Source organism: Mycobacterium sp. UNC410CL29Cvi84 (genome assembly GCF_000686745.1).
Taxonomy (GTDB): Bacteria; Actinomycetota; Actinomycetes; order Mycobacteriales; family Mycobacteriaceae; genus Mycobacterium; species Mycobacterium mucogenicum_B.
Genome location: NZ_KK366011.1, coordinates 315,923 through 332,114 on the forward strand (window position 1 = coordinate 315,923; position 16,192 = coordinate 332,114).

Below are 16,192 nucleotides of genomic sequence, written 5' to 3' on the forward strand. Positions count from 1 at the left end.
ATCTGCCGCCGGTTGTTATCCCGACGCGAGCTTGAGGATGTGGCTCATGATGTCGGGGTAGCGCTTCAGGTGGGCGCCGCCGTTGAGGTCGAGCACCTCGCCCGTCATCCATGACGACTGCTCCGAGCACAGGAACAGCACGGCGTTCGCGATGTCCTCGGGCGTACCGGCGCGGCCCAGCGCGGTGTTCTCCACGTACTCGTCGACGACGCCGGGGACCATCGCCGCACCTTCGGTCAGCGGCGTATGCACGAAGCCCGGTGCGACGGCGTTGACGCGAATTCCCTTGGGGCCCAGCTCCAGTGCGGCCACCTCGGTCAGCATCGACAGGCCCGCCTTGGCGGCGCTGTAGGCGCTCATCCCGATGGCCGGCTGGCGCCCGTTGAGCGACGAGATGCACACCAGGGACCCGCCTTCGCGGAGCTGCCGTCCGGCGTACTTGGTCACGATGAAGGAACCGGTCAGGCAGCAGTCGACGACGGCACGGAAATCTTCGACCGGCGTGTCCACGATGAGCCCGAAGGTCGAGAATCCGGCGCAGCTGACGACGGCGTCGAGCTCGCCGGCCTGCTCGAAGGCGGCGGCGACGGATGCCTCGTCGGTCACCTCGACCGTGACTGCGGTGTGTGGTTCACCGAGTGCGGCGGCGCGGGCCTCGGCGAGTTCGGCGTTCCGGTCGGCAATGGTGACGCGGTAGCCCTGCGCGGCCAGGCCTTGGGCAGTGGCCCAGCCGATACCGGATGCCCCACCGACGATGAGGGCGTTGCGCTGTGTGCTCACTGATTTCTCCCTGCCGTGATCGACGACCAACCAGACCGGGGCGCCGCAGTGTGAACAGATTAACAAATCTGTTCACACTGCGGTTTGAGTCGCGAATATGGCTGCCGGCCGGCTGCTTACTTGGCGTTCGGGTATGCGATGTCGAGGCAGCCCCGTCCCTTGTTACGGCCGATTCCTGTCGTCGCGTAACGCTCACGCCGCGACAACACACTCAGTTTCGTAATCGTCGGCGGACAGCCCGCCGCGACGGAGCTGAAGGGCAAACCAATGACCGCGACCAAGATTCGGGACTACGCACAGTCGGCGACATCAGAGGCCATCGTGAACCGAATCGCCGGCGATCTCGCCCGCTACGGACTTGTCATCGTGATCGGCTGGATCGGCCTGCTGAAGTTCACTTCGTATGAAGCACAAGGTATTCAGCCGCTCGTCGCGCACAGTCCGTTCATGAGTTGGATGTACGACGTCTTCTCCGTGACGACGTTCTCGTCCCTGCTCGGTGTGCTCGAAGTCGGCACCGCGGTGTTGCTTGCCGTCAAGCCCTGGTGGCCGAGGGTCTCGGCGGTCGGCAGTCTGATCGCGGTCGGGCTGTTCGTCGCGACAATCAGCTTCCTGTTCACGACACCGGGGGTCGGCGAGGCGGCTGCGGGTGGGTTTCCGGCGCTGTCGATGACGGGCCAGTTCCTGATCAAAGACGTTGCACTGCTTGGGATTGCGGCGTGGACGCTCGCCGATGCGCTGCAGGCCGCGCGGACGGCTGATCGTGCCTGAGCAGTCCTTCGACTTCGGGTGCGATGGCGGTTGTCGGTACGACTTCACCGGCCCGACTCATAGCTGAGCGATTATGCTCCCGGTCATCATGACCAGGGTCGTAGGTGACGAAGACGCCCTTGTCGCCGCGTTGAAGCGCGGCGACGAGAGCGCGTTCGCCGAGCTGGTGGACCGTCACACTCCGGCTCTGCTGCGGGTCGCGCAAGGTTATGTACCCAGCCGTGAGATTGCCGAAGATGTCGTACAGGACACCTGGATCGCATTGCTCAAAGGGATCGGCTCATTCGAAGGCAGATCCTCCTTGCGCACATGGCTTTTCGCGATCCTGATCAATATCGCCAAGAATCGGGGTGTCCGTGAACGGCGGAACGCCGATCTGGCGGTCGCGGCATTCACCGGTGGAACCGTCGACCCCGCGCGGTTTCGCGGCGCTGACGACCCGTACCCGGGGCACTGGCTGTCGGCCGCTGCGCCGTCACCTTTTCCGGACACCCCGGAGGGCTCCGCCTTGGGGCAGGAACTGATCACGGTGGCGCGACGGGGACTCGACACGTTGCCGGAACGCCAACGCGTCGTGGTGACAATGCGTGACATGCTGGGACTGGACTCCGACGAGGTCTGCGAGCTGCTCGAGATCAGTGCAGCCAACCAGCGCGTTCTGCTCCATCGAGGCCGCGCCGCCGTCCGGCAGGTGCTCGAGGACTATCTGAGGGATACGGCATGACGACCAATCCGATTGACTGCAATGAACTCGTCGAGTTGGTGACGTCCTACCTCGACGGAACGCTCGATCTGGAGGACCGGGCGCGATTCGACATGCACCTGCTCGAATGCGACGGCTGCGAGAACTACCTTCAACAGTTTCGCAGCACCATCGCGACCGTCGGCAAGATCGGGGCAGATGAACTCGACCCCGGCTTCCGGAACCGCCTGATCGACGCATTTCGCAACTGGCGCTGAGGGATCAGGGCATACGGCTGAGCCGTGTGTCGGCGTTGCCTGCGAACGTGAGACCCGCGAGACTGGCCAGGTGGTCACCGTGAATCAGCTGCGGCGCGGTGACGACGTGGGGGTCCGATGGGAAGCCGCCAGGGCCGATCCCGCTGCCGGGCTCGCGCACTTGGTCACCGGCTACGGCGGGTTCTCCGAGGCGGCACCTGCGCCGGTGATCCGGGAAGAGCTGCCCGCGGCGAATCTCGTCCTGCTGCTCAGCCTCGGCGAACCGATGTGTCTTTCCCGGTCGGGCGGCACGGAGCCCGTTCAGGCGCAGACGGCACTGGTCGGGGTGAGCCGAACCGGTGTGGTCGCAACGCATTCCGGCAGCCAATGTGTGTTGGAGGTCGAGCTCTCACCGCCGGCCGCCAGGACCGTGTTCGGCGTGCCGGCGGCCGAACTCGCCGATCAGATCGTCGATGTGGCGGCGTTGTGGCCGGACACGAATCAGCTGCTCGACCGACTGCACTCGGCGACGACTTGGACCGATCGCTTTCACCTGATCGAGGCGGCCTTGGGTACCCGATACGCCGAGGGGAGGGGAGTGAGCACCGCGGTGGCGGGAGCCTGGCGGCAGATCGTCACCGCTCGGGGCGACCTTGGCATGGACGTTCTGCGCGAGCAGACCGGATGGAGCCGCAAACGCCTGGCCGAGCGCTTCCGCGCAGAGATCGGGCTTCCGCCCAAGGCGATGGCCGGCCTGGCGCGGTTTCAGCACGCGGTGTACCTGATGCGCCGGCCCGGGCGGCCATCGCTGGCGGCGATCGCGCTGACGTGCGGTTACTACGACCAGGCCCACCTCAACCGTGAATTCCGCGACCTCGCCGGCTGCACGCCGACCGAGTTCCTGACCGCTCTGGCGGCCGATACCGCCGGCGCCGCGATGGCCGGCGGCGAAGCGGTATAGCTCTGTCCACACGGTACAAACGTCCAAGACGATGACCAGCGGACGCCCCTAACGTCGAAACGTCCGCTCACCCATCGACATTCAGGAGCACACGTGCACGGCGAGTTGACCTTCTTCGAAATCGGCGTACCGGATTCCGTTCGCGCGCAATCCTTTTACGGTCGTCTGTTCGGCTGGGAGTTTCCGCCGACGGGTGAGGGGGATCAGGTCTGGGTCAAGACGCCCGGCACGAGGGGCGGCCTGCACGGCGAGGATGCGGACGCCCGCATCGCCATGTATTTCTCCGTCGACGACATCGACGCCGCCGTGCAGGCAGTGCGGGCGCTCGGCGGTACCGCGGACGACGCCTGCCCCGAAGAGCCCGGCTTCGGACGGTTCTCCGCGTGCACCGACGACCAGGGTGTGCGGTTCGGGCTACATCAAGCCGCGCGCTAGGTCAGCCACCCCGCACACACCGGAAGCCGACGTGGCTCATCCCCGTATCGACCGCTTGGGGACGACGGGCCGCCGGCCGGTAGCGGAGACAGTAGCTGTCCGCGCACAGAAACGAACCGCCCTTGATCACCCGGCGCGGTACCGGTGTGCCCGGCTGATCCGGGTCGTAACTGTCTGCGGCGCAACAGGGTTGGCTGTCACGGGTCGCGCCGTAGAAGTCGGTGGTCCATTCCCAGACGTTGCCTGCCATGTCGAACAGGCCGTAGTCGTTCGGCGGGAAGCTGCCCACCGGTGTGGTCTGGCCGTAGCCGGTGTCGGGCAGGTAGGGGAATTCGCCGTGCCAGAAGTTGGCCAGCCGTTGGCCGGGTTGTTCGGGTTCGTCGCCCCACGCGTAGGTGGCGCGGTCCAGGCCACCGCGCGCCGCGACCTCCCACTGCGCCTCGGTGGGCAGGGCCAGCCCGGCCCACTCGGCGTACGCCGCGGCGTCCTCGAACGCCACGTGTACGACGGGATGTTGCTCCCGATTCCGCAGCGAAGACTTCGGGCCCCGCGGGTGGTTCCAGCACGCGCCCGGCGTCCACGTCCACCACTGGCTGAGGTGACGCAGGTCGACGGGGCCGGGCGTGCGCCGGAACACCATCGAGCCGGGTTGCAGGTTCTCCGCTGGAGCGCCCGGATAGTCCGCGGGGTCGAGCGGCCTTTCGGCCACGGTGACGTAGCCGGTGGCTTCGACGAATGCGGCGAAGTCCGCGTTGGTCACCTGGCGGGGCTGAATCCAGAAGCCCTCGACGGTGACCTCGCGCGCGGGCGCCTCCTCGGGGTAGTGCCCGTCGGAACCCAGCACCGCCGTCTGCCCGGGAATCCAGACCAAGGTCAACGGGGGAACACCTCGGCCCAGTCGGACCGCATGCTCGCCACGGTCCAGCCCTCGGTCTTTGCCAACTCCAGGACCCGTTCGGCCCCTGCGATGTAATCGAATTCGCGCTCGGCGTCGTCGTGCCGCACCAGCAGCCGGAAGTTGCGGGCGTACTCGAGCATCTCGATATCGCCGTTGGAATTGCCCGCGGCGAAGATCGGCCGGCGCCCGGTCCGGCCCCAGATTCGGGCCGGTTTCACCGGGCCGTCGTCGAGGAATTCCGGCTGGGACGTGGTGTACAGGTCGCCGTCCCGGTATTGCAGCGCAACCGAACTGCCTATGACACGCTCCGGCGGGATGCCGTACATGCTGCCGGTGACGGGCCGCATGAAATCGCGTCCGCCGCCGGAGACGATGTAGCAGGTGAACCCGTTCGCCTCCAGGTACCGCAGCAGTTCGACCATCGGGACATAGCCGCACTCGGTGTACGGACGGTCCAGCGTCGGATGCCGGACCTCGGCGAAGAATCCCGTGACCCGTTCGGTGAGCGCATCGACGGTGATGGCGTCGTTGGCCGAAAGAATGCCGGCGGCAAGGATTTTCAGATCACTGTCGTCGCCTTCGTAGTGCTTGGTGACGGCGTCGCCGAACCAGGCCAGGTCGCCGGACGCGGCCGCGGTGTACGGCTGACGTGCGGCCAGCGACGGATCGGCAGCGGCCTGCGCCGCCAGCCGGCGCACCAGGAAATCCAGCTGGACGTACGCCGGCTTCTCGCACCACAGTGTGCCGTCGTTGTCGAAGACCGCGATGCGGTCTTGCTGCGCAACGAAATCCGGGCCTTCGGTGGTGGCCCGCCCGACGAAGTCGACGATCGCCGACTTCGTCGGGCCGTTGTTCCAGGACTCCAACACCTAGTCGGCCGCCAGGAACTGGTGCAGCTTCTCGACGATCTGATCGATGCTGAAGCTGGCCGGTGGGTGCCGCGGCGGGAACTCCTTGAAGGTGTCGAGGAATGCCGCGGCCATCGCCGTCGCGTAGAAGGCGAAGAAGTCGCGCCGCAGGAACCACTCGTAGTACGTGTTCGACGTGATGTCGGCGTACTCGTAGGGGTCGGTGCGCAGGTTGAAGAGCTTGGGCACCCGCAGCGGCGTGAACGGCTCGGCCCAAATCCGCAGGGTGCCTTGGCAGCGCTGCTCGGCGAAGACGATCTTCCAGTTCTCGAAACGCATCGCGACCAGCTCCGCGTCGTCGTTGAAGTAGAAGAAGCCCCGGCGCGGGCTGTGCTCGACCTCGCCCGTCAGATACGGCAGCAGATTGAACCCGTCGATGTGGACCTTGTACTCGGTCTCGCCGTCGGCACCGGCCTTGTGGCCCTTCTTGAGCTTCTCGACGATATCGGGGTCGCCCGCGGCGGCCAGCAGCGTCGGCAGCCAGTCGTGGTGCTGGATGATGTCGTTGGAGACGGTGCCCGCCTTGATCTTTCCGGGCCAGCGGATCAGCTCCGGTACCCGGAAGGCGCCCTCCCAGTTGGTGTTCTTCTCGCTGCGGAACGGCGTGGTGCCGGCGTCGGGCCACGTGTTCCGGTGCGGGCCGTTGTCGGTGGAGTAGATGACGATGGTGTCGTCGGCGATGCCCAGTTCGTCCAGGACGTCCAGCACCGTGCCGACGTTCTTGTCGTGGTCGATCATCGCGTCGTGGTACTCGGACTGCCAGATGCCTGCTTGCCCGCGGCTCTCCGGCTTCACATGCGTGTAGAGGTGCATGTGGGTGAAGTTGCACCAGACGAAGAACGGATTGCCCTCGTCGTGCTGGCGCTTGATGTAGTCGACGGTGCGGTCGGCGATGTCGTCGTCGATGGTCTCCATCCGCTTCGCGGTCAGCGGCCCGGTGTCCTCGATGGTCTGCTTGCCGACCGGACCGAACTTCGGGTCGTCGGGTTCGGACGAGACCTCGGTGGTGGCCTTGCAGTTCATCACCCCGCGCGGCAGAGCCTTCTCGTACAGCCGCGGGAACTGGTCCTTGTGCGGGTAGTCGTACTGCTCGGGTTCTTCTTCGGCATTGAGGTGGTACAAGTTGCCGTAGAACTCGTCGAAGCCGTGCACCGTCGGCAGGTACTTGTTCAGGTCGCCGAAGTGGTTCTTGCCGAATTGCCCGGTGGCGTAGCCCAGCGGCTTGAGCAGTTCGGCGATGGTCGGATCCTCTGCGGCCCAACCGATGTCGACGCCCGGTATGCCGACTTTGCTCATCCCGGTGCGGTACACGCTCTGCCCGCTGATGAACGCTGCCCGGCCCGCGGTGCAGCTTTGCTCGCCGTAGGAGTCGGTGAAGCGCATGCCCTCGGCCGCGATGCGGTCGATGTTCGGGGTGCGGTAGCCCATGAGGCCGTCGCTGTAACAACTCAGGTTGCTGATGCCGATGTCGTCGCCCCAGATCACCAGGATGTTGGGTTTGCCGTCGGGCATGACAGAGCTCCTCGTTCGAAACGGAATTTCCTGTGCCCGTTCGACTTTACGGGTGGGTCAACGATTCCGGTGGCCGTTCGGCAGGTCGGCGAAATCGGTACTGGTCAACGGGCGGCGGGAGGCGCACGCTTACTTAGGGAAGGTGATCGACATGTACGACAAGGATCTGACCAACAAGTGGCACGTCGAGATCGAGTTCTTCGAGGACGATGTCCACACCCACGCCTCCGCACACGCCCGGCTGCGGGACGACACACTCACCACGACGGGGGATGCCTACCGCAACCCCAAAGACCCGAGTGCGCCGTTGGTCGGTGAGGAGATCGCGGCGGCCCGCGCACTCATCGCGCTCGGCACCGATCTCCTCATGGCGGCGTCGGCGAATATCGAGAAATCGACGCAGCACCCGGTGCACCTCTACCGTTGAAATCGGTAGAGGCACACGGGCGTACAGCTACTTCGTGGCTTCAGCCGCTTCCATCTGGTGGAAGAGGTCGACGTAGTACGGCATGCATTCCTTCATGGCCTGCTCGGTGTTGAAGAGCGGCTCGTAGCCCAGGTCGCGCTTGGCCTTGGCGATCGAGAAGTAGTTGTTCAGGTAGAGGCGCTCCACCGACAGCGGCTCGATCAGCGGCTCGGGCAGGGCGAACTTGAAGTGCAGCCACTGCCACGCCATCATCACGCGGTGCACGAGCTTGCCGGACACGTAGAACGTCGGCAGCTTGCGGCCGCACGCGGTGATGACGGGACGGGCGAACTCGAACATGTTGAGCGGTTCGCCGTCGTTGATGAAGTACGCCTGCCCGGGTGAGGTGCCGCCGGGCACCAGGTGCTCGCCCGCCAGGATGAAGCCGTGGATCAGGTTGTGCACGTAGGAGTTGTCCAGCTTGATGTTCTTGTTGCCCACCAGCACCTTGACGTGGCCGGCGAGGATGTTCTCGAACACCTTGCGGAACATGGTCTGGTCGCCCCGGCCCCAGATACCGCTGGGCCGGATGGAACACGTGAGCATGCCGTCGACGCCGTTCTGCGACAGCACGAACTTCTCGGCGGCGACCTTGGTCTCGGTGTACAGGTCGTTGAAGCGGGCGGTGTACGGCATGGTCTCGTCGCCGTTCTGGATGTCCTGCCCACCCATGACCACGCTGTTCGACGCGGTGTAGACGAAGCGCTTGACGCCCGCGGCCCGGCCCAGCTTCACCAGGTTCTCGGTGCCGCCGACGTTCACGCCGAAGCTGCGGTTGCGGTACTCGTCGGTGACGGACGCACCGCCCATCAGGTCGATGATCGCCGCGGTGTGGATGATCGTGTCGATATCGGCGACGGCCTTCGACACATCCTCGGGGTTCGTGATGTCGCCGACCTGCGTCTCCAGGTTCGGGTGCTCCGGCAGCGGCGACGGCGCCCGGTCGAAGGACCGGACGTGATGGCCACGGTCGAGCAGTTCGGTCACCAGGTTGGCGCCGACGAAGCCAGACCCGCCGGTTACCAGCACACGGCCGAGGTCTGTGGTCAGGGAAGCATCACGCATGGTGCAGGAGCATAACTGAAACGTGTTCCAGTTAACAGTGTGCGCAAAAAATTACCGTGCTGATCAATTTTCGTCGTCGGCGCCCGTGGCGAGCGCGTCCTCGACTTTCTTGCGGGCGCCGGCCAGGTGCTCCTCGCACCGTTTTGCCAGTTGTTCGCCCCTTTCCCAGAGCTGGAGCGAGGTGTCGAGATCGAGTCCGCCCGCTTCCAGTTTGCGGACGACCTCGATCAGTTCATCGCGGGCAGCTTCGTAGCCGAGCTGACTAATGTTCGTCATATATTCCTTCGCTCACGGTCGTGACGGCGCCGTCGGCCACCCGGATTCGGAGTCTGGTTCCCGCCGGGGCATCCTGCGCCGACCGCAGGACCGCACCGGCCGCCGACAGGTTCTGCACCACGGCGTACCCACGGGCCAGCGTCGCGGCCGGTCCGAGTGTGGCCAGCCGCGCCGACAGGTGCCCGACGTGGTCGGTTTCGGTGGCGATCAACCGCCTGACGTCGCGGCGCGCGGCCGCCACGGCCCGGGTGATCTCCTCGGCGCGCGCGTCCAGCGCCTGCAGTGGCTGCGCCAGCACCGGGCGGCCGCGCAGCTGACCGATGAAGCGTTCCTCGCGATGCACCCAGTTGCGCAGCGCCTGCGCGCTGCGCCGGCGCAGATCGGTCACCAGGGCCTGCTCGGCGGCGGCGTCGGGGACGACGCGTTTGGCCGCGTCGGTCGGGGTGGCCGCCCGCAGGTCGGCGACCAGGTCGCACAGCGGGTTGTCCGGTTCGTGCCCGACGGCGCTGACCACCGGGGTGGTGCACGCCGCGATCTCGCGGCACAGCGTCTCGTCGGAGAACGGCAGCAGGTCCTCGACGCTGCCGCCGCCGCGCGCGATCACGATGACGTCGACGTGCGGCGCGGCGTCCAGGGCGCGCAGGGCCTCGACGATCTGCGGCACCGCGTTGGTGCCCTGCACCGCCGTGTTGCGGATGTCGAAGTGGACTGCGGGCCAACGGCTTTGGGCGACGGTGACGACGTCGTGCTCGGCTGCCGAGGCGCGGCCGGTGATGAGGCCGATGGTGTTGGGCAGGAACGGAATCGGGCGCTTGAGCCGCGGGTCGAACAGGCCCTCGGCATCCAGCAGGCGGCGTAGCCGGTCGATGCGGGCCAGCAGCTCACCGATGCCGACGGCGCGAATCTGGCTGATGCGCAACGAGAATGAGCCGTTGCGGGTATAGAACTGCGGCTTGCCCAGCATGATCACCTGGGTGCCCTCCGACAGGGCGACCGGGGCGTCGTCGACGAGCGCGCGGGGGCAGCTGACCGACAGCGACATGTCCGCAGCCGGGTCGCGCAGCACCATCCAGGCCGTCGACTGCCGCAACTTCAGCTCGGTGAGCTGACCCTCGATCCAGATGGTGCCGAGCCGGTCGATGTACTTGGCCACCCGGGTGGATACCGCCCGGACCGGCCACGGGTTCTCGGCCGAGTTCTCGTTCCCGGCCGCTGCGGCAGCCGACGTCACCGCATCACTTCGCGGTCGCGCGGGTGATCCTGTTGGCCAGCAGCGTCTGGAATGGCGCGCGGGACTTCGTGTTGTTCTCGTAGGTCAGCAGCGCCTCGAGGTCGTCCACCTTGAGCTGGGGGAGCCGGGCGCGCAACTGCGCCAGGGTCAGCTCGGCGTAGTCCAGGTCCTCGACGATCGCGGGGGTCACGACGCTCGAGCCGTTGGCGGCCGAACCGTTCGTCGTCGCCTTCGGGGCCTCGGCGGCGCCGGTGCTGTACAGCGCGAACCGGCCTTCGGTCAGGCGCGCGCCGTCGGGCTGCTCGGTGGCCGGACCCGCGGGATCGGCGCTGGCCGGCTCCAGCAGATCTTCGTCGAACGTGGCCCATTCCGGCTGCTCGTCCTTGGGCGGGAACCACTGCTCCAGGGTCTCGTCGCCCTTGTTGACCAGTTCGGCCAGGTCCTGCTGCATTTTCATGACCAGCTGGGCGAGCTGACTGGCCAGCGTCATCGGGTAGGTCAGGATGGTGTGGGGGAGCCGAATGGTCTCCTCGAGCGCGGTCGCAGCCGCGCCGACCAGCAGCCGGACTCCGTAGGGCGCAGTAGACATGCTTGCCAGAGTACGGCTGGCTGTGGCCCTGCGTTGATCAGTACCCTTGTGCTATGCCACCGACGATCAATATGGGCATTCCCGGCGCGACCGTTTCGGTCGCCGGGGAGGCTATGAGCAAAACCGGCAAGCGCGTGCTGCTCGCCGAGCCGCGTGGCTACTGCGCCGGCGTGGACCGTGCGGTCGAGACCGTGGAGCGCGCACTGGAGAAGCACGGCGCCCCCGTGTATGTGCGCCACGAGATCGTGCACAACCGCTACGTGGTCGACACGCTGGCCAAGGCCGGCGCGGTGTTCGTCGAGCAGACCGATGAGGTGCCCGAGGGCGCCATCGTGGTGTTCTCCGCCCACGGCGTCGCGCCGACGGTGCACGAGGAGGCCGCGGCACGCAATCTCCGGACCATCGACGCCACCTGTCCGCTGGTCACCAAGGTGCACAACGAGGCCAAGCGCTTCGCCCGCGACGACTACGACATCCTTTTGGTCGGTCATGAGGGCCACGAAGAGGTCGTCGGCACCGCGGGCGAGGCCCCTGAGCACGTGCAGGTCGTCGACAACCCGGACGCCGTCGACAAGGTGACGGTCCGCGACCCGAACAAGGTCATCTGGCTGTCGCAGACCACGCTGTCGGTCGACGAGACCATGGAGACCGTCCGGCGGCTGCGGGAGAAGTTCCCGACGCTGCAGGACCCGCCCAGCGACGACATCTGCTACGCCACCCAGAACCGCCAGGTCGCGGTCAAGGCGATGGCACCGGAGTGTGAGCTGGTGATCGTCGTCGGTTCACGCAACTCGTCGAACTCGGTTCGTCTGGTCGAGGTGGCGCTGAACGCCGGTTCCAACGCCGCCAAGTTGGTCGACTACGCCGAGGACATCGACCCGGCCTGGCTCGACGGTGTCACGACCGTCGGCGTCACGTCAGGTGCGTCGGTGCCGGAAATCCTGGTGCGCGGCGTGCTCGAGCGCCTCGCGGAATTCGGCTACGACACCGTCCAGCCGGTCACCACCGCCAACGAGACGCTGGTCTTCGCGCTGCCGCGCGAGATTCGTCCGGCCCGGCACTGATCTTCCAGCGCAGGCGCGGTCGGCGTCAGTCCCAGTTGTTGTGGGACTGACGCGGCCGGCGCTCTGCGTGCTGTTCTGCCGCATCGTCGTCCGCACCGCGGTACCGCACCCGGGAGACGGGGTGGTGAGCGCCGCTGGGGGGCGCGTTGCGCGACGGACGGGCCGGGGACTGGTAGCGGTCGCCGGGCTCGTACGGATCGTCGGCGTAGCGACGACGGCGCGGCTCGGCCCCGGACGGGCGCTGCGTCGGCCGCTCGTAGCGGTCGCGTTCCCGCGGCTCCCGGTAGTCATAGCGCTCCTGCGCGGCGCGGCGCGGCTCGCCGGCCGGACGCGGACGGCGCCGCGGCTCGTCGGGTACGGCGTAGGAGTCGGTGGCGGCCGGGCGGGGACGAGCCGGCCGCGGCCGACGCATCTGTCCGGGCACCGGTTCGATCAGCTCGGTGTCACTGGCCTGCGCCCGGGCACGGGATGGCCGCGGCGCGCGCTGCGGATCCGCGGTGCCGCGGCGCGGCGACTCCGCTGCGGACCGACGCGACGGGGTCGCGCGGGTGCGGGAGCTGCGGGGCGTCTGGCCGGTGGTCAGCTTGGTGAGCTTGGCCGACAGCGTCGCGGCCAGGCCGGCGGGAGCGACGTCTTCGTCGTCCGCCTGACGGCGGCTGCGGCGCGGCTTGGGCTCGGCGACCGCCTCCTCCGCGTCGTCCTCGTCGAACGTCTGGAACTGCGGCAGGACGAACCAGCGGACGAGGCCGAGGACGAGAACCGTCGCCGCGGTGAAGAACATCGTCGGAAAACGCTCGATCAGCGGATACCCGCAATTGATCAGCAGGTCCTTGATGCCGGCGATCTTGTCGCTGTGGAACATGAAGTACGCGCCCGGCACGGCAACGAAGAGGATCAGCGGCGGCTGGATGACCGCGGTGAAAATCCCGGACCGCCGCACGCCGAGCACAGCGAGGACACAGCCGGCCACGTAGCAGAAAGTGAAGAATGCGCTGAGTTCTTTGTCACCGGTGCCGGCGTCGTAGGCGAAGCCGACCGCGGTGGCTGTGACCGCCAGCACAATGGCTCCCCACCAGGGGATTCCCGGGATGCTGGGCAGCGCCGAGCGGCGATCGAGGGCGGCTTCGGGCCCATGATGCTCTGCTGACACTCCTAGACCGTACCGGCAATCTGGGCCGCTGTGCCTGCAGGCGGGCGTTGGGACGGTGTGGCGTCTCTTAAACTAATGAACTCGTGGGTCTGAACCTGGGAATCGTCGGTCTGCCGAACGTCGGGAAGTCGACGTTGTTCAACGCGTTGACACGTAATGACGTGCTCGCGGCTAATTATCCGTTCGCAACGATCGAACCCAACGAGGGTGTCGTACCGCTGCCCGACCCGCGGCTCGACAAGCTCGCCGAAATCTTCGGCTCCGAGAAGACCGTCCCGGCGCCCGTGACGTTCGTCGACATCGCCGGCATCGTCAAGGGCGCGTCCGAGGGCGCGGGTCTGGGCAACAAGTTCCTGGCCAACATCCGCGAGGCCGACGCCATCTGTCAGGTGGTGCGCGCCTTCGCCGACGACGACGTCGTGCACGTCGACGGCCGCGTCGATCCCAAGTCCGACATCGAGGTCATCGAGACCGAGCTGATCCTCGCCGACATGCAGACGCTCGAGAAGGCGCTGCCGCGGCTGGAGAAGGAAGCGCGCACCAACAAGGACCGCAAGCCGGTTCTCGACGCAGTGGTCGCCGCCCAGGCGATCTTCAACGAGGGCAAGACACTGTTCTCCACCGGCCAGGACTGGTCGATCCTGCGCGAGCTGAACCTGATGACCGTCAAGCCGTTCCTGTACGTCTTCAACGCCGACGAGTCGGTGCTGACCGACGAGGCCCGCAAGGCCGAGCTGACCGCGATGGTCGCGCCGGCCGAGGCCGTGTTCCTGGACGCCAAGATCGAGGCCGAGCTGCTGGAGCTCGACGACGAGTCCGCCGCCGAGCTGCTCGAGTCCATCGGCCAGACCGAGCGTGGCCTGGATGCGTTGGCGCGCGCCGGTTTTCGGACGCTGAAGTTGCAGACCTACCTGACCGCGGGGCCCAAGGAGTCGCGGGCGTGGACCATCCACCAGGGCGACACCGCGCCCAAGGCGGCGGGCGTCATCCACACCGACTTCGAGAAGGGCTTCATCAAGGCCGAGATCGTCGCTTTCGACGACCTGGTCGAAGCCGGCTCCATGGCTGCCGCCAAAGCCGCCGGCAAGGTCCGGATGGAAGGCAAGGACTACGTCATGGTTGACGGGGATGTCGTGGAGTTCCGCTTCAACGTCTAGCCCCGGCAGCGCGCCGAAAGTGGAGAAGATTGCGAGATTTTCGCGAAATCTCGCAATCTTCCGCACATTCGATGACATAGATTCACAGCTGTGAGTGGGGATTGGCGCACCGACCTGGTCGACGAGCTGCGGTCTTTGATCAAGCAAGCGGAACCGGATGTCGTCGAGGAGTTCAAGTGGCGCAAGCCCTCGAATCCTGATGGCGTGCCGACGTTTTCACTGGACGGACTGATCTGCACGGTGGAGACGTATAAGGACAAGGTCAAACTGACCTTCGCCAAGGGCGCGGCCCTGAAGGACTCGGCGAAGTTGTTCAACGCCAGTCTTGATGCGGGAACCCGGCGCGCCATCGATCTGCACGAAGGCGACGAACTGGATGCCGACGCGTTCAAAGCACTGATTCGCGAGGCAGTGGAGGCCAACCGTAGTTAGCGCGCCGGGGCGATCGGTACCAGGGGCCGATTGCTCAGTTGATGATCTCGCCGCGGTTGTCGGGGTGAACTGCCGCCAATCGGTCACGCCACATCTGGAGCTCCTCAGGTGTCAGCCGCCTCCAGTCCGTGACCTCGCTGACGATCCGGAGCGGGGCCGTACTGCGGTATGACCGCGTGGGGTTGCCCGGGAACTTCTTGTCGGTGACGTTGGGATCGTTCTCGAATTCGCCGGTCGGTTCCACGGCATAGACGCGCGGCTCGCCATCGCCGGCGGCGAGCTCAGCGGCAAGCCCGGCACCGTCGCGCAAGGCGGTGAAGTAGATGTGGTTCATCACGATCTCGGGCCGGTAGTTGGAGCGGAAACCGGCCGTAAGAAGTTCTCCCACTTGCAGATCGGCTTTCGTGCCGTGAAAGAAGGGCCCGTCGTCCAAAGGCGCTGCCATGTCGACAGGCTACAAACTCGATTGCCGTCGCGCTTGTGCGTGCCGGGACGCGGGGTCCGGCTACCCGGTGTAGCCGGCGCCGGACCGCAACAGCTGCGCCGCTTGATCGACCATTCGCTCGATGATCGCGCCGGCGGGCTCGATCGAGTGGATGAGCCCGGCGGCTTCGCCGAACACGACCCCGGCGTTGTCGGGGTCGCCGTCGGCGAACGCGGCGCGGTAGCGCGGACTCTCGATGTCGGCGTTGGCCGCCAATGTCTTCTCGTCGCCGTGCCACCGGTCGGTGAATGCGTTGCGCCGCATCCGCATGGTGAATTCCGGCGGCCAGTCGATTCCGCGGACGACGTCGCCCGCTGTCGTGCGAATTGTGCTGTCCCCGTTGGATTCGACGATCGCTTCATGGTGACGCGGATGCACCAGCGCTTCGTCGGCCGCCCACAGCCGGGTGCCGATCAACACGCCGTCGGCGCCCAGCATGAGCGAGGCGGCGAGCGCCCGGCCGTCGGCGATGCCCCCGGCCGCCAGTAGCAGGGTGTCGGGGGAGCGGGCAGCGAGGAAGTCGGCGACCTCCGGGACGAGGCTCAGCGTCCCGCGCAGGGAACCGTGGCCACCCGCCTCGGCACCCTGCGCGACGACGACGTCGGCACCCACATGTATCGCCCGCTCGACGTGATCAAGGTTCTGGCATTGGCAAATGAGCACGGCGCCAACGTCTTTGACCTGGGTGGCGAAGACTCCGGGGTCGCCGAACGACAACATCACCGCGGCCGGACGGAATTCGAGCGCTTCGGCCACTACGCTGGGTGAGCGCTGCGCCGACCACGTGATGAATCCGACGCCGACCCGCTCCGGGCCGGCGGCCGCGAATTGTGCACGGACCCAATCGGAGTCGCCGTAGCCGCCGCCGATGAGGCCCAGCCCGCCGGCCCGACTGACCGCCGCGGCCAGTGCACCGCCCGCGGCCAACGCCATGGGCGCCGAGACGATCGGATGCTGAATCCCGAGGCGATCGGTCAGGCGTGTGGTGATCATCTACCGATTATCGGCGTCAGGGGTGCCATCGAGCGTGGGGCTTTGCGCGAAGACACGCCCAGAATGCCTCGTAAAGCCCCA

Annotated in this window: 20 protein-coding genes; 9 read left to right on the forward strand and 11 right to left on the reverse strand. The window is 66.7% G+C overall.

The window, feature by feature from the left end:
- Window positions 1-15: 15 nt before the first annotated feature.
- Complete coding sequence (locus tag BR47_RS0128525; RefSeq protein ID WP_029121566.1) at window positions 16-780, reverse strand: SDR family NAD(P)-dependent oxidoreductase; 765 nt, start codon at window positions 778-780, stop codon at window positions 16-18.
- A 267-nt stretch (window positions 781-1,047) separates the two neighbouring features.
- Between BR47_RS0128525 and BR47_RS0128530 the strand changes: the two genes are divergently transcribed.
- From BR47_RS0128530 to BR47_RS0128550, 5 genes are all read left to right on the forward strand, one after another.
- Window positions 1,048-1,551, forward strand: coding sequence for a YkgB family protein (locus BR47_RS0128530; protein ID WP_036427976.1), 504 nt, complete (start codon window positions 1,048-1,050; stop codon window positions 1,549-1,551).
- An 88-nt stretch (window positions 1,552-1,639) separates the two neighbouring features.
- Entirely contained in the window at window positions 1,640-2,275 is a 636-nt protein-coding gene (locus BR47_RS0128535; RefSeq protein ID WP_036428055.1) for an RNA polymerase sigma factor, read from the forward strand.
- Window positions 2,272-2,511 carry an anti-sigma factor family protein gene (locus BR47_RS0128540; RefSeq protein WP_029121569.1) on the forward strand — a complete coding sequence of 80 codons (240 nt, stop codon included), beginning with the start codon at window positions 2,272-2,274 and terminating at the stop codon, window positions 2,509-2,511. The genes BR47_RS0128535 and BR47_RS0128540 overlap by 4 nt, the downstream gene beginning before the upstream one ends.
- A gap of 79 nt (window positions 2,512-2,590) precedes the next feature.
- On the forward strand, window positions 2,591-3,451 hold the full coding sequence (locus tag BR47_RS32350) for a helix-turn-helix domain-containing protein (protein WP_141772206.1): 861 nt from the start codon (window positions 2,591-2,593) through the stop codon (window positions 3,449-3,451).
- Window positions 3,452-3,544: 93 nt separating this feature from the next.
- Window positions 3,545-3,886, forward strand: a complete 342-nt coding sequence (locus BR47_RS0128550) for a VOC family protein (protein WP_029121570.1) — start codon at window positions 3,545-3,547, stop codon at window positions 3,884-3,886.
- Between the two features lies 1 nt (window position 3,887).
- Here BR47_RS0128550 and BR47_RS0128555 read toward each other — a convergent pair whose 3' ends face one another.
- The 3 genes from BR47_RS0128555 to BR47_RS0128565 are packed head-to-tail and all read right to left on the reverse strand — an operon-like array spanning window position 3,888 to window position 7,204.
- Complete coding sequence (locus BR47_RS0128555; protein ID WP_029121571.1) at window positions 3,888-4,763, reverse strand: formylglycine-generating enzyme family protein; 876 nt, start codon at window positions 4,761-4,763, stop codon at window positions 3,888-3,890.
- Window positions 4,760-5,653: an HAD family hydrolase gene (locus BR47_RS0128560; protein ID WP_029121572.1), complete on the reverse strand. Its 894-nt coding sequence runs from the start codon at window positions 5,651-5,653 to the stop codon at window positions 4,760-4,762. Before BR47_RS0128560 ends, BR47_RS0128555 begins: the two co-directional genes overlap by 4 nt.
- A complete protein-coding gene (locus tag BR47_RS0128565; RefSeq protein ID WP_029121573.1) occupies window positions 5,654-7,204 on the reverse strand; it encodes an arylsulfatase in 1,551 nt (516 codons plus the stop codon).
- 151 nt (window positions 7,205-7,355) lie between these two features.
- Between BR47_RS0128565 and BR47_RS0128570 the strand changes: the two genes are divergently transcribed.
- Window positions 7,356-7,631: a dsRBD fold-containing protein gene (locus tag BR47_RS0128570; RefSeq protein WP_029104721.1), complete on the forward strand. Its 276-nt coding sequence runs from the start codon at window positions 7,356-7,358 to the stop codon at window positions 7,629-7,631.
- Window positions 7,632-7,658: 27 nt separating this feature from the next.
- Here the strand turns inward: BR47_RS0128570 and BR47_RS0128575 are convergent, their stop codons facing one another.
- From BR47_RS0128575 to BR47_RS0128590, 4 genes are all read right to left on the reverse strand, one after another.
- Window positions 7,659-8,735 (reverse strand): 3-beta-hydroxysteroid dehydrogenase, encoded by a 1,077-nt coding sequence (locus tag BR47_RS0128575; RefSeq protein WP_020099232.1) that lies wholly within the window; start codon window positions 8,733-8,735, stop codon window positions 7,659-7,661.
- Window positions 8,736-8,798: 63 nt separating this feature from the next.
- Window positions 8,799-9,011 (reverse strand): exodeoxyribonuclease VII small subunit, encoded by a 213-nt coding sequence (locus tag BR47_RS0128580; RefSeq protein WP_020099233.1) that lies wholly within the window; start codon window positions 9,009-9,011, stop codon window positions 8,799-8,801.
- Window positions 8,998-10,242: an exodeoxyribonuclease VII large subunit gene (gene xseA / locus BR47_RS0128585; protein ID WP_029121574.1), complete on the reverse strand. Its 1,245-nt coding sequence runs from the start codon at window positions 10,240-10,242 to the stop codon at window positions 8,998-9,000. Before xseA ends, BR47_RS0128580 begins: the two co-directional genes overlap by 14 nt.
- A gap of 4 nt (window positions 10,243-10,246) precedes the next feature.
- Window positions 10,247-10,831 carry a lipid droplet-associated protein gene (locus BR47_RS0128590; RefSeq protein WP_029121575.1) on the reverse strand — a complete coding sequence of 195 codons (585 nt, stop codon included), beginning with the start codon at window positions 10,829-10,831 and terminating at the stop codon, window positions 10,247-10,249.
- A 53-nt stretch (window positions 10,832-10,884) separates the two neighbouring features.
- On the opposite strand from BR47_RS0128590, the gene BR47_RS0128595 reads away from it, so the two are divergent.
- The gene (locus BR47_RS0128595) at window positions 10,885-11,895 is read left to right on the forward strand and encodes a 4-hydroxy-3-methylbut-2-enyl diphosphate reductase (protein ID WP_020099236.1); all 1,011 of its coding nucleotides are present in this window, start codon (window positions 10,885-10,887) and stop codon (window positions 11,893-11,895) included.
- Between the two features lie 25 nt (window positions 11,896-11,920).
- Here the strand turns inward: BR47_RS0128595 and BR47_RS31775 are convergent, their stop codons facing one another.
- Entirely contained in the window at window positions 11,921-13,045 is a 1,125-nt protein-coding gene (locus tag BR47_RS31775) for a DUF6542 domain-containing protein (protein WP_081831426.1), read from the reverse strand.
- A gap of 83 nt (window positions 13,046-13,128) precedes the next feature.
- Between BR47_RS31775 and ychF the strand changes: the two genes are divergently transcribed.
- Window positions 13,129-14,202 (forward strand): redox-regulated ATPase YchF, encoded by a 1,074-nt coding sequence (gene ychF / locus BR47_RS0128605; protein ID WP_020099238.1) that lies wholly within the window; start codon window positions 13,129-13,131, stop codon window positions 14,200-14,202.
- 90 nt (window positions 14,203-14,292) lie between these two features.
- Complete coding sequence (locus BR47_RS0128610; RefSeq protein WP_029121576.1) at window positions 14,293-14,634, forward strand: DUF1801 domain-containing protein; 342 nt, start codon at window positions 14,293-14,295, stop codon at window positions 14,632-14,634.
- Window positions 14,635-14,668: 34 nt separating this feature from the next.
- Here BR47_RS0128610 and arr read toward each other — a convergent pair whose 3' ends face one another.
- A complete protein-coding gene (arr, locus tag BR47_RS0128615) occupies window positions 14,669-15,079 on the reverse strand; it encodes an NAD(+)--rifampin ADP-ribosyltransferase (protein WP_029121577.1) in 411 nt (136 codons plus the stop codon).
- A 60-nt stretch (window positions 15,080-15,139) separates the two neighbouring features.
- Complete coding sequence (locus tag BR47_RS0128620) at window positions 15,140-16,111, reverse strand: NAD(P)H-dependent flavin oxidoreductase (RefSeq protein WP_029121578.1); 972 nt, start codon at window positions 16,109-16,111, stop codon at window positions 15,140-15,142.
- Window positions 16,112-16,192 lie beyond the last annotated feature (81 nt).